General features: G+C 41.6%; 9 protein-coding genes and 1 pseudogene. 2 read left to right on the forward strand and 8 right to left on the reverse strand.

Features of this window, described 5'->3' with window-relative positions; genetic code table 11:
* Positions 1-16 precede the first annotated feature (16 nt).
* The 8 genes and pseudogenes from MNQ98_RS22550 to MNQ98_RS22585 form a co-directional block, all read right to left on the reverse strand.
* On the reverse strand, positions 17-2788 hold the full coding sequence (locus tag MNQ98_RS22550) for an endo-beta-N-acetylglucosaminidase (protein ID WP_241930253.1): 2772 nt from the start codon (positions 2786-2788) through the stop codon (positions 17-19).
* Positions 2789-3244: 456 nt separating this feature from the next.
* Positions 3245-3616: pseudogene (locus tag MNQ98_RS22555) on the reverse strand (ABC transporter permease); the annotation flags it as partial.
* 106 nt (positions 3617-3722) lie between these two features.
* Positions 3723-4706, reverse strand: coding sequence for an effector binding domain-containing protein (locus MNQ98_RS22560; RefSeq protein ID WP_241930254.1), 984 nt, complete (start codon positions 4704-4706; stop codon positions 3723-3725).
* Between the two features lie 60 nt (positions 4707-4766).
* Entirely contained in the window at positions 4767-6518 is a 1752-nt protein-coding gene (locus MNQ98_RS22565; RefSeq protein ID WP_241930255.1) for an ABC transporter ATP-binding protein, read from the reverse strand.
* The gene (locus MNQ98_RS22570; protein ID WP_241930256.1) at positions 6508-8286 is read right to left on the reverse strand and encodes an ABC transporter ATP-binding protein; all 1779 of its coding nucleotides are present in this window, start codon (positions 8284-8286) and stop codon (positions 6508-6510) included. Before MNQ98_RS22570 ends, MNQ98_RS22565 begins: the two co-directional genes overlap by 11 nt.
* Positions 8286-9776 carry an ABC transporter ATP-binding protein gene (locus MNQ98_RS22575; RefSeq protein ID WP_241930257.1) on the reverse strand — a complete coding sequence of 497 codons (1491 nt, stop codon included), beginning with the start codon at positions 9774-9776 and terminating at the stop codon, positions 8286-8288. The genes MNQ98_RS22570 and MNQ98_RS22575 overlap by 1 nt, the downstream gene beginning before the upstream one ends.
* The gene (locus MNQ98_RS22580; protein WP_241930258.1) at positions 9770-10492 is read right to left on the reverse strand and encodes an energy-coupling factor transporter transmembrane component T; all 723 of its coding nucleotides are present in this window, start codon (positions 10490-10492) and stop codon (positions 9770-9772) included. Before MNQ98_RS22580 ends, MNQ98_RS22575 begins: the two co-directional genes overlap by 7 nt.
* A gap of 14 nt (positions 10493-10506) precedes the next feature.
* Complete coding sequence (locus tag MNQ98_RS22585) at positions 10507-11124, reverse strand: MptD family putative ECF transporter S component (protein WP_241930259.1); 618 nt, start codon at positions 11122-11124, stop codon at positions 10507-10509.
* Positions 11125-11301: 177 nt separating this feature from the next.
* Between MNQ98_RS22585 and MNQ98_RS22590 the strand changes: the two genes are divergently transcribed.
* Entirely contained in the window at positions 11302-12264 is a 963-nt protein-coding gene (locus tag MNQ98_RS22590) for a helix-turn-helix domain-containing protein (RefSeq protein ID WP_241930260.1), read from the forward strand.
* Between the two features lie 251 nt (positions 12265-12515).
* Complete coding sequence (locus tag MNQ98_RS22595; protein WP_241930261.1) at positions 12516-13091, forward strand: TetR/AcrR family transcriptional regulator; 576 nt, start codon at positions 12516-12518, stop codon at positions 13089-13091.
* Positions 13092-13098 lie beyond the last annotated feature (7 nt).

The raw sequence follows: 13098 nt of genomic DNA on the forward strand, positions 1-13098 counted from the left end.
TTCCGTATATGTTGACTTAATTTACAGTTATATTTTTTACCTCTGACATATTCCCCAAATAATCTTCCAATGTAATACCAATGACGGATCCCTTCTTAGGCACAGCAAGTCCATTCAAATCATGATATCCCCTAATAAAGTAATCCGTTGTTGTCCCGTTATACTCTTTCTTAGGTTTTACCGCTTCGCCATTGATTGTAATGTACATATGCCACCAATCTTTTGATGAAGGAACATCAATCCCTAATGTATTGCCATCGATATAGTAACTGCCATCGAATGGTTCGGAATAAATATCTTTCATTTTACCTGCGTAACTGACGGTATCAATGGCTTTGCCTGTAGAATCCAAATTTGATATTTTTAAGAGGTAACGATCATCGTCTTTCACGGGCACTTCAAATTTGGTAGAAGCCAGATTTTTATCTACCGTCTTGGTGTACGTATCTTTTCGGCCATCGGTAAAGCTTAAGTCCAATTGAATCTTACTACCGCTGTTTTCTTTGCCCCAGCTTATATCAAATCCTTCATTCGTTTCATTAACCTTAACATTTGAAAGGTAGTCCTTCCTGTTAAGAGAAATGATAGCCGGCTCACTTTCCGTATTATCAGGGCCAACAGCAGTTAATTTAAGGGCCACGACATGTTTATCTAGGTTTTTCACATAAAAATTGTCGCCGTATACGCCGCCCAAAAACTCCTCTTTACCATTATTCAGCTCTGCATAAAGATGGTATTGTTTTACCTTGCTATAATCTTCTCGATTCCATACGACATTGATCTCATTGGTGTTAAACCTATTTTTGACTTCAAATCCACTTGGCGTACTTGGCGTATAATCTTGCCCATCTGTGAGTTTTAGCTCACCAATATTGACTTGATAATCTTGGACAGACTCTCCCTTTGGATCAAACGCAAGTCCTAAGACCGCAATTTCTCGATTCGCGTAAGCGCTTAAATCAAGTTTTGCTGTGACATAGCCTTTTGTTTTCTCACCGCTATTAGGTACAGCGATATATTCAACTTGATCGGGAGCATCTTTGAAGATAATCCCTAACTGAATCTCAGAACGATCTTTAGCTGACGTTTTGTTATACGTAATCGAAGCTGTTGATGTACTCTTTACATCCAGATCAGTTTTATAAAGGCGCAGGAAGTTTTTCGCATCTAGGGTTCCGTTCACGACAAGTGAGCTTCCACCTTTGTAGCCACCAATCTGTTGATAGGTGAATTTATCGCCGTTCTCCACTGAGTTCCCATAATCAAAATCCGCTTGCAGCTTGGTTCCCTCTGTATCGATCCACCACTGCCACGTTGGAAGAATATCCTGTAAATTGATGTTTGACCACTCTTCGTCATTCGATACTTTGCCATTCATATAGTATCTCATGCCGTGCCCCGTATTAAAGTTCGTCACAAAGGTGCTTTCATTAATGACGGAACGTTCTGTGATGTATCTGGAAATCCCTGTCCATTCCGAGGCGTCTTTCACGCCCACATCGGGTCTTGCGTACCCTTTCTGTTCCTCCGTATCGGTCGGATCAATCTTAACGCCGGTATACCACATACGCTCACGCTCAGCGATCATCCACTGATGATCGTCATCTCCCCGAAGGTTCTTGCTTGGATCGCCTAGATGCTCGTCCAGCGCATGCTGAACGAAATTTCCGCCCAATGTTGCAATCGATGTCAATGGATTCCCTGTCTCTTGATCTAAAATGATATCCATATTGCGAGTCGAGTTATGGGATCCCCCAAAGCTTCCCATTCCTGCCTCTACACCGGAAAAGACTGTTTTTAGCGGATCTATGCCTCTCCGTTTCGCTTCTTCGACGGTTTTCTTAATATACTTTTGATCCGTACTATCTCCATTATTCCAACCATCCGGCGAATTCCAGTTATAGTTCATAAAGACAGAGTTATTTATGGTTCCGCCCATTTCGTCATCTCGAACAAAAGAGCTGTGGGATGGAATAAGCGAAGGCTGATAGGTCAGTTTCCCCTGTTTATCATCCACCGTGTCATACCACTGTGTGTATACCCCTGCATCTATCAACGTTTTTGTGAATGCTTTATATTTCTTAATATGTTCAGGTTTGATCGAGGTTTCCTGGTTGATGAAATACCCGTCAAAGCCGAAGTATTCCTTCATTTCAATCAGCTTCTCAGCTACAGGGAATGTCCCGTCTTCTCGTTGTTTGAGCAAAAGATCATATGGCTGTCCTCCGCGCGGAATAAATATGCAGCCTACGGATTTCACACCATTTTTGTGGGCAGCATTCGTATAAGCCGGATTAGGTAAATCTACGATACCGAATTCAAATGCTCGTTTCTCCCACGATTCGTTAGGGTCGTATAAGTTGGAGGGCACATCCTCAGTTGCTGTTCCATGCCAACCGCCATAATAGTCTGTATACTGCCAGAAATTAAATAAATAGTTCGAAAACTCGTTATTGTAAGGTGTAGATCCAAAGAAATAGTTGTCATAATCCCCGGTCAAGTTAAAAAACTCGGTTTCTGGACTTAATTTCGGATTGGCTTGTGTTGGTGCAAATGACTGGTTTCTTTTTTGTAAAGGCACATGGGCTCTTAATCTTTCTGCATCCGGGTCAGTCTCTGGATTCCAATTCTCAATGTCCACAGCTCGATATCCGTGGGTTACCGGTTGATTCTTCTTAAAGACAGCATCGCCTGTAGGCGGCATGGCGTCTCCTGCAAACACATGAAGGGGAGGTGTTGAAAGCGTCATCACTAATGCTGATAGAAGTGCTAGTTTTCTTTTTTTCACTGATCTTTCCTCCTAGGTTGTAATGTTGGCCCTCTGCATACTTGAGGCGATGGAGACTAGTGTTACGTATAGACTGACAGTCCCAGCATTTTTCCAAATGAATGAAAGGGGTTTCATAAAGACTGTGAAAATGTACATGGCACCGCCTCATCCACGCCTTGCCGGCTGGTTTTGAAGCATATCAGTACCATGCAGAGAATTGATTATTGAGAAGATCGGCAGCAGATAGATACTCTCGTACACAATATTACCATAATCAACCGCGCATTTCTTTGTATAAATGGGACATATTTTTGCTAGAAAAGGACATACTTCATGTGGTTTGGAAACTCCTGACCTCATCGCTGCCAGTGATGTTAATTCATTCCATAACTTGACTAACAAAAAATTGCGTGCAATGACGGTTGGCTACCTCCGATAGAGAAAGGTTCGACCAAAAACGTCATATTACCTGTTCTATGTCCGGCGCATATAGGCACGTACCGTTAGCGGTGCAAATACCGCAACAATGGCAAAGGCTCCAATGAGGGAGAAGGCAAGATCCACGGCAATCGTTCCGGTGTTCGCAAGATCTCGAACGGCAGTGACCAAATGCGAGATCGGGTTGATGTTCACGAACCACTGGAGCCATTCAGGCATAGTATTGACCGGTACGAAAGCGTTGGAGAGGAAGGTGAGCGGAAACAGCACAATCATCGAGACCCCCTGTACACTTGAAGCAGTACGAGCAATCACGCCAAAGAAGGCAATAATCCAGCTGATGGCCCAGGAACACACAATTACTAGAATCCCGGAGATGGCGACGTACACAAGGCCTCCCTCAGGCTGATCGATCGGTCTCAAGTCGGAGCCGAAATATGATGCTTAGGCTAAGCACCAAAATAAAAAACGCAACCCTTAAAAGGTTGCGTGAAATACGAAGTAAACCATAGTTCTATTTCAACTTTGTTTTAATTGGAAGAAGCAGATCCAATTGAATAACTTTGTCCATTTTTTCATTGCTCAATTGATATTGATTGATGTAATTTAAATGTTCTTCCATTGAGCCATTCATGCAATCTGGGTCTCCCCAATTCGGTTCATATTCATTGCTGTTATTAACCCATTCGCTAAGCCAACCCCATTCCTCGAAATTCCCCATAGGTATCATATGGGCAGCATATAAACCGCCAAGAAATTTCTTTTTAACAAATGGTTCATTTACTTCCATATCGTCTGGAATGGTGACCCATCTTTCATACCCATGGTCAGACCCATCAGGTTTAACTCCATTCGGATGGTTAAAGCCATATTGACGTAGATCAGGCTTGAGACTGGCAAGATTCGTCTGAATCATAAATTGTTGAAGTTTTACCCCTGTATCATATTCCGGTGTACCGCCTACCAATTGTATTGAGGCCACTGTTGATGGGGGTAAATACACAATTCTTACATCCTTTAGCTGTGATAATTGATTGTCGGCCATATTCAAATCATTCATGGTTACTTCCTCCTTTAAGTTTGATTTTATTTCCGGGAGGGTTTCAATCATCTGCCACATCTTTTCATCTGCAAATCCCAGATTCATTTCCAATCCAGTATGATCTCTGAGAACGATCACAAACTGTTCCAAAACTGTCCTAACCTCCGACAATGCCGTTATTTCATTGGATAGTTCTTTGATCTTATCTTGAAACACAGCCATTGCTATCCTTGATTCCTTACTTTGCAAAACGCTCTGGATTTCTTTTAATGGAATTCTCAGCTTTCGTAAGATCAATATTTGTTCCAATCTTTTCAACGAATCTTCATCATAGGTGCGATAAGCATAGCCCTCCTTCTTCGAGCTCTGAAGCAGTCCGATTTGCTCATAGTATCTGAGTGTTCTTGTTGAGATTTGATAGCTTTTTGTAACCTCGCTTATTGTCTGGAGCTCCATGTTTTCCTCCTTTCAATTACCAGCTTAAAGTACGACACGACGTCAAAGTCAACTGTTCTATTAACAGTATTTCTTATTGCGATTTCGTAGAGTTTCACCATAGGCCATACTTAGCTTGGACTCCGTATGCCACATGGCCGCATACTTCTCGCCTTTTTCGAGAAGCTCCTGATGAGTTCCCCCTTCTGCCATTTTGCCTCCATCCATCACCAAAATCTTGTCTGCATTTTTAATAATGGAAAGCGTATGGGCGATCATCACGACTGTTTTTTTCTTTCTCAAAAGATTTTTAATGGCTTCTTTTACGGCTAATTCGTTTTCTATATCCAAAGACGCTGTAGCTTCATCTAGCAACAAAATAGGACTGTCCTTTAATATAGCGCGCGCTATAGATATTCGCTGTCTCTCGCCCCCGGAGAACTTATTGCCGTTTTCTCCGGCCATCGTATAGTAGCCTTGCTCCAGCTTTTCAATGAACGCATGGCAGCCTGCTTCCTTCGCTGCCGCAATAACCTCTTGTTCCGTGGCTCCCGGTTTCGCATAACGGATATTGTTTAGAATGGTATCGTTAAACAGAAAAACATCCTGGTCCACCATAGAAATCTTCTGCAGCACCTTCTCTGAGGTAACCTCTTGAATATTTTGCTTGCCGATATATACATTGCCGCGATCCGGTTCATAATATTTGGTTATCAGATTTAAAATGGTTGATTTTCCTGATCCGGAAGGTCCGACAATAGCCGTAAATTTTGCCGAAGCCATCGTAATATTTATGCCGCGCAAAACATCTTCGCCTTTGTTATATGCAAAATCCACATCCTGAAAAGTGATACTGTAATCCCCCGGTACAAGCGGATTCTGGTTTAACGGCTCTTCCGGTACCTCAAATAATTGTTCAATTTGCTTTTTGGCAATCATTAAATTTTTATAAGAAGTTAAATCGACAAACAAGGTGCCAAACAATTTACATGTGAACAGCGGTACAATTCCAATTAGAAAAAAGGAGGAGGCGTCCAACCCCCCGTTCATCCACTGATTTCCAGCCAGAAATAAAACAATAGGAAGACTTAGCCAGCACAGTATACTAAAAACGGTGCCGATCGGTATAACTTTTATTTCATATATATAGCTAATGTCACTATAAGCCTTCATAGATTCCGTAGTTGCTCTGTTTTTAATACCGCCCAGTCCATACGCACGCATCGTTTGAATGCCGTTTATATACTCGACTACCGCACTTGTATTGCTGGTCATAATCTCTTTTTTCCGGTTGCCGTATTTTTTCACCATAAGAAAAGAAAGATAGAGCGATGGAATCAGAAGCAAACCTGCGCTTAAAATGACCGTCCCGGCAGGTGCATAAATCGTTGCAACATAACCTGTAAGCAATAAAGCAAATGAAGCATTTTTAATAATATCGCCGATTTTATGCGTCAACACTTTCTCATAGCTGTTAACACTGGCAGTTGCCGCATTAATATACTCACCGGTTTGCGCTTTGGTAAAGGAAGAGAGCGGAATCTTCCTCATTTTATCGCCCAAAGCAAGTCGCAAAATTTTGCTTACGCCCGCTCCTCCGATTTGCCCTCTGGTATAACCATACGCATAAACAACTAAACGAATAAGAAATATGACGCTTAACAGGAGGATCGTTTGGTATAGCATTTGTGGCGTCAATTGCTCCGTCATTAAAGCTTTAATAACATGATACAACACGATAAAATTAAAGCCTGCCAGCATACCTTCAATTACATTGAATAAAACAGAGATATAAACGGAGGCATTCTTCTTAAATGCTTTTTTATAGTTCATTTTCCTGAATCTCCTCCACAAATTCGTACGTAATTTCTCTAGCTTTACTGTAATTTTGCCAGGCCTTTCTGTATGACGGACTCTTCTCTAGCATTTCCTGATGAGTGCCGCATGCCTGAACAGTCTGATTCTCTACAATCGCAACCCGGTTGCAATGCTTAATAACACCAAGCCGGTGTGCAATAATAATGACGGTTTTGCCGACGCAAAGCCCAGCTATAGCTTGATCAATTTCAGCTTGATTCTCCGGGTCAGCCGCAGAAGTCGCCTCATCCAAAATGAGAATCGGGGAGTTTTTCAAAATAGCGCGTGCTATAGCAATCCTCTGTTTTTCGCCACCCGAAAACCGGGTGCCATAGCTGCCTACCTTGGTATCGTAAGCGTCCGGCAGAGAATGGATAAAATCGTCTATCTGCGCTTTTCTGGCCGCTTCCCTTACCTCCTCCAGTGTTGCATGAGAACCCATTACAATGTTTTCAAAAACAGTGCCGCTCGTTAAAAAGGACTTTTGAAACACAATAGTGATATGTTTTAACAGTTCCTCATAGTCAATGTCTTTAACATTTATATTGCCAATCAACACTTCACCCTGATCTGCATCATAGAAACGGGAAATTAATTGAACGATTGTGCTTTTTCCGGCTCCGGAAGCGCCAACAATGGCTATTCTCTCATTTTCATCAATCGACAAATTGACATTTTTCAGCTGCTCCTTTTGGCCGTCATACGAAAAGCTGACATTTTTTAAATGTATGGCATAATGGCTTGGAAAAGCTTTGCCCTTCTCAAAGACCGGCGTCTCTAAAAAAGCGTTGCACTTCTTGACTGCGTTTAACACTTGTGCAAAATTAGAACCCAGCTCCTGCAAAGGACGCAGCTCAGTTAAATACAAGGAGCCTACAAAAGCAAACAGGATAAACATACTGCCTGTCAAACTGCCATTTAGAAACCACATGCCACCGATCGGAACCATAAGCAATAAGCCGCATTCTATAATAATGACATAACTGGCATAGGGCGGGCCCATTTTCAAAGACATTTCCTTCCAAACATTAAACTCATCGTCTACAGCGTCAGCATACTTTTTAAACGATTTACTGCTCATATTGTATGCCTTAATTAAGCGCATTCCTTGAATATACTCTATAATGGCCGCATTCAAGCCAGCTATAGAACGTGTTGCCCGGTCCATCAACTGATTCGTGCCGCGGAACATAACCGCCATTACTGCAACTGCAATGATTAACGGGATCAATGAAATGAATGCGAGCGGCAAATTGACTGTGCACAGATAGATAAAAACTGCTACAGGACCGCTCATATAAAATATAAGCTCCGGCAAATGATGGGCTAAAAAAAGCTCCAGCTTTTCAATCTCCTCATTTAACAAAGACTTCATTTCTCCTGTATGGCGTTCATTTAAAGAACCTAGTGAAACTTGCGACATATGTTCTGTAACCCGGCAACGCACTTCAAATAAAGTATTATAGGCCCCTTTATGAGACAATGTAGCTGAAACAGCAAACAATCCGAAACGAACAATAATTGCCGCTGCCAAAAGCAATAAATTTTGCGCAAAAAAGGATTCTGTTAACTGGTTATGATAGACGCGCTCTATAATGCGGTAAATCACAAAATAAGGTACAATCGTAGACAATCCGCTAATGAACGAACACAGAACTGATAAATACAAATAAATCCTGTTTTTCCCTGCCCAAGCAAGGAGTGTGGTTATTGGATTTTTTTCTTGTTTCCGCGTTTTTTCCATTACCGTTCCGCCTTTGCCTTGTAATTTGCAAAATAATGAATGGTGCGCTGTTCATTTTCTTCATTCAGAAGATAGTCCTCCTGCATTCCTCCAGTTCCAAGCCTAACAATACGGGTGCAGCAAGACGCAATAAATTCCAAATCATGTGTAATAACGAAAATGATTTTATTGGCTGCAGCCAAACCGCGCAAAATTGAGGCAACATTGTGCATACTGCCAAAATCCAGGCCGCTTGTCGGTTCATCAAACACTAAAATTTCCTTCTTGCTGATTATACTGGCTGCTACCGCCAGCCTCTGCTTTTGTCCTCCTGATAAAGTGTTAGGATGGCGGGTTGCAAATGCTGCCAGCTCCATATGTTCTAATGCTCGCCATACAGCATGCGGATCGGCGTTTTTCACACCAAAGGCGCATTCCTTCTCAACCGTTTCAGCAAACAACTGATAATTAACATCCTGCATAACCATGTAAGCCAAGCCAGCTTGTTTTTTGGCAGTTAACTTTTGACCATTAAAATCAATACTGCCGGAAGCAATTTTATGCACCCCGCACAGCGCTCTGGCAAAGGTCGTTTTTCCTGCCCCATTATGCCCGGTAACAGCAATAATTTCGCCGCTCTTGGCGGTTAATTGAATGCCTTGCAATACTTTTTTCTTGTTATGCGAAACAGCAACATCTCGCATAACAAGTTCATGCAACGGATCACGATTCCGAGGCTCCGGCTTATCGTGATGGCTAAAACGTACTTTATTCAGTTCAAGCGCACGCAAACCCATTTGTTGCCGATCCTGGTCCGTTAGACGCAAAAAAGCTTCCCGCGTATAGACAGACATAACTCTTCCTCTGTTTAACACAATTGCCTTATCTATTAAATCTCTCAAATAGTAAATCCTATGCTCCGATATAATAATTGTCTTACCCTGCCTTTTTAATAAGGCAATCATATCCTTCAGCTCTTCAATTGCTTCGGCATCCAAATTAGACGACGGTTCATCTAATACAAATACCTCTGGTGAGACTGCGTATACACTGGAAAAAGCAATCTTCTGTTTTTCCCCGCCCGATAAATGAAAAATATTACGCTTGCGCAGTTTCTCCAAATGCAGCTCTTTCGTTACTTGCTGCATCCTCTCCTCCATCTTTTCTCTGGGGTACGCCATATTTTCCATTCCGAATACAATCTCACTGTCTGTATCCACATTAAAAAACTGGGATCTAGGGTTTTGAAAAACGGTGCCGGTCAATTCGCTCAATTCATACATTTCTCTGCTCTCCACAGCCTGTCCGTCCAGCAGCACTTCACCCTCGCGCTTCCCATCATAAAAATAAGGAATCAAACCGTTTATAGCACGAACCATTGTCGTTTTGCCGCAGCCGCTTTTTCCGCATAATAAGACGCATTCTCCTTTATTAACATGAAAACTGATATTTTCGACGCCCTCGTCCTGGTCATTCGCATACGAAAACGAAAATTGAGAGATTTCTAACATATAAACACCCCTGCCACAACATAAAATGTGAACAATAATGCTGTCAGTACATCAATAAATTGAAAAGACACCTGTTGATAACAGGTGCGCTCTTTGGGATTCTCTATTCCTCTGGTTATGCTTGCAGCAGCCAATTCATCAGCAATTTTAGATGCTGCCATCAATAAAGGAACATAGACGCATTCAACCGTCAGCACAGGCTGCTTTAGAAAGCCAATCGCTGAAGGAGAAATGCCCCTCAATTTCATCGCATCCTTAATATACCGCCAATCTTCGCCTATCATTGGAAAGTAGCGCAACATTACAGCAAGCGGAATAATGGCTTTTTTAGATATGCGGATTTTGGTTAATGCCGTCATAAACTCATTAATTTTTGTCGTTCCAACCAATAGCCCCCCTAATACCACGCAGGGATAAATCTTCCTGATAAACATGGCAAAGGATACAAACATTAGCTCCCATGCGCCAGACAGAAACTTTTCGCTTAACAGTTGTACAGCAATAATGGAGCCGTAGCCAAGTATCATTTTTAATGAAAAGGAATACACCCCCATAAGCAAACAGAGCAGAAAGATCATAGCCATTAAAATAAGCTCATATTGAAAAGAAGGCGATACAAAAACTGCGACATTGGCTAATAGTAAAAGATATATTTTCATTCTAGGATCAAGCTTGATAGCGGAAATATGCGTTGGTACATGATCCTGCTTATACATACCCATCTTCTCCCTCAATCTGCCAACACCCCTGATTTCTCAAACTGCTTTCTCAGCAGTCTTTTGCCTAATAGAGCACTAATCCATGCACACAGCATGGTGCCGACAATCATAGCTGGAAGCATCCAGGATTGTGCAGTGGAAAGCATAGTATCCATATAAGCCTGCTCTGTTCCTTGTCCAACCAAATACTCCCTATAGGCTTGCTGATTAAACCACAACATAATATATGAACCCATTGGATGAAGCGAAAAGATAATATAGCTGATTACATTAGCATTCATGCTCTTATATTTGCCGATAGAAGCAATCAGTTCCCCTATAACCGCTAACAAAACACAAGTCAGTGACCATAGCCAGTACATCCCCGTTACAAAAGTAATCATGGCCAAAATAATCCCCAAAATTAAAATAGGACCAAAACGCGGCACTTTTGCTATCATTAATAAATAGATTGGTCCTGTCAGCAACGCGGCGCCTGCCGGCATTAAGAAGGTCAGCACCGGATTAGGCGCAAAAAAAGCTGCTCCAATCATCATGAACATAAAAAACAGAGCTGAAAAAACACCTGTAATAATTAAATCTTTAATACTAAGTGCTTGTTTTTGACCAGCTTGCCGATACATACTCATATCCCCATCCCTTTTCTGCAAATTGTATCTGTCTTCCTTTTTCAAAAACAATTGCTTTATAATTGATAATGATTATTATTATTAATTATATTGAAGTGAGAACTTTTTGAAATAGCTGTGAAGCGGATATGTCCAAATCTGGACAAGAATCGTCTGATTGAGGAAAGGAGGAAAATTATGTGTTCCCATCCTTTTGAGCGTCTTTTATTAGAAAATGGTTTTTCTAAATGCAAACAAGTCGGAAACTACAATCTGGCTGGAACCACTTATACTTTGGACCCGAAATTGGGCCAAGGTTATTACTGGATATATGATTACAATTCATTATTTTCTATTCTAATTCACAACTTTTATTTCTATGAGGACTTCCATTTCGATTTAACAATGCCTGAGCTTCTGACAGTTACATATTACGAATCTATCTCAGGCACGGAGATGGATCATCCGGAGCATGGCTTGCAGAAAGGGAGCATCCAATGTTATTGGGGAAAAGGGGAGAAATACCGTGCTTTAATTCACAAAGAGGTGCCTGTGCATTGTATTGGCATTGAACTTACGCCTGCTTTTTGCGACCAATTTTTGAGACAAAAATATGGCGAAAAGTCCGTTAATCTGTATCAAACATTAACCCAAATGGAAGAAACAAACTCCTTCCCCGAACTGGTTATGCTGCTTCGCCAGATTGCAGCTTATCGCGGTTCTTCTCTTGCTTCGGCCTTGTTTTATGAGGGGAAAGTGTATGAGGCGATCGCGCTTATTATTGAGCGGGAGCTGTCCCAAAAAAGCAACCAATGTCTGCGCATAACAACAAAGGATATGGAGCAGATCCAACATGTAGCAGCATATATAGACAGCTATTATGCACTTAAGCTATCGCTGGATCAATTAACTAAAATCACTTATATGGGAGCGACAAAATTAAAAAAACTGTTCAGACTCGTTCATCACTGCACCATAACAGAATATATTCAAAAGCAGCGCATTCATCAAGCAGAACAGTTGCTTACAAAAACGGATCTCTCTATTAACGAAATCGCCCGGACAGTAGGCTATCAAAGTGCAGGAAGATTTTCTGAATTGTTTAAACGTTTTGTTTATTTGACACCGACAGAATACCGGCAACGCCTGACAAAAAGCTGAACATCAAGCTGAACAATAAATAGGGGTCTTTCCAACCCTTCAACGCAAAAATAAAGAGTACCCTATAGAGTAGACATGTAAAAAGTCTACCTATAGGGTACTTTTCTGTATAATATAGGGATTTTTGGCATTAACCAACTCGAGAGTTTCCAACAATGCGCGTGATGTAGATCATAGTCACCATGGGTACATATTCGTAAACTAAAAATCAAGTAAGTACTTGCTTGCCAAATAAGAGAGGAGGATGAGCAATGAAACTGACAACGAGAGATAAAATTATGTCAGCTGCTCTTGAACATATGGCGCTCCACGGTTTTAAGGGAACCACCACGAAATGTATCGCCATACAAGCTTCTGTGAATGAAGCGACTATATTTAAGCACTTTAAGGGAAAAGATGAACTTATACATGAGGCGCTTGAACAGCAGATGAGCTTGGTTAAGACAGAGGTCGACACCTTTTTCCATACCGATCATGAGAACATCCGAGAGCTATTGCTGGCGAAGATTGATTTCATCAATCATATCTACGAAAGCCATAAGGACTTTTTCTTGGTCACCATTAAGGAAAAAGGCAGCAAAGAGCTCGAATTCATGTATCCGTCGATCTTTGAATACATCACGGAGGAGTTGGAAAAGGAACTTGCGAAGATGGCAGATGACTCGATTCCAGAGGAAGAGCTGCAGGCCATCGCCATGATCGCGAATAGCGTGCTCATGGCCATCATTCTTGAAAAGATGAAAGCCGAATGTTACGGGCATCCTGTACGACTGGATATCAAAAAGGAGATGCTCATTGAGATGTTAATTCGACTTTGGGGACAATAGAAATCAT

The organism is Paenibacillus sp. N3/727 (assembly GCF_022637315.1).
GTDB classification, from domain to species: Bacteria; Bacillota; Bacilli; order Paenibacillales; family Paenibacillaceae; genus Paenibacillus_AQ; species Paenibacillus_AQ uliginis.

Coding starts and splice junctions, on each gene's coding strand:
- MNQ98_RS22560 (WP_241930254.1), bottom strand. CDS start 4,706: ATGGAGCTCCAGACAATAAGCGAGGTTACAAAAAGCTATCAAATCTCA.
- MNQ98_RS22565 (WP_241930255.1), bottom strand. CDS start 6,518: ATGAACTATAAAAAAGCATTTAAGAAGAATGCCTCCGTTTATATCTCT.
- MNQ98_RS22570 (WP_241930256.1), bottom strand. CDS start 8,286: ATGGAAAAAACGCGGAAACAAGAAAAAAATCCAATAACCACACTCCTT.
- MNQ98_RS22575 (WP_241930257.1), bottom strand. CDS start 9,776: ATGTTAGAAATCTCTCAATTTTCGTTTTCGTATGCGAATGACCAGGAC.
- MNQ98_RS22580 (WP_241930258.1), bottom strand. CDS start 10,492: ATGTATAAGCAGGATCATGTACCAACGCATATTTCCGCTATCAAGCTT.
- MNQ98_RS22585 (WP_241930259.1), bottom strand. CDS start 11,124: ATGAGTATGTATCGGCAAGCTGGTCAAAAACAAGCACTTAGTATTAAA.
- MNQ98_RS22590 (WP_241930260.1), top strand. CDS start 11,302: ATGTGTTCCCATCCTTTTGAGCGTCTTTTATTAGAAAATGGTTTTTCT.
- MNQ98_RS22595 (WP_241930261.1), top strand. CDS start 12,516: ATGAAACTGACAACGAGAGATAAAATTATGTCAGCTGCTCTTGAACAT.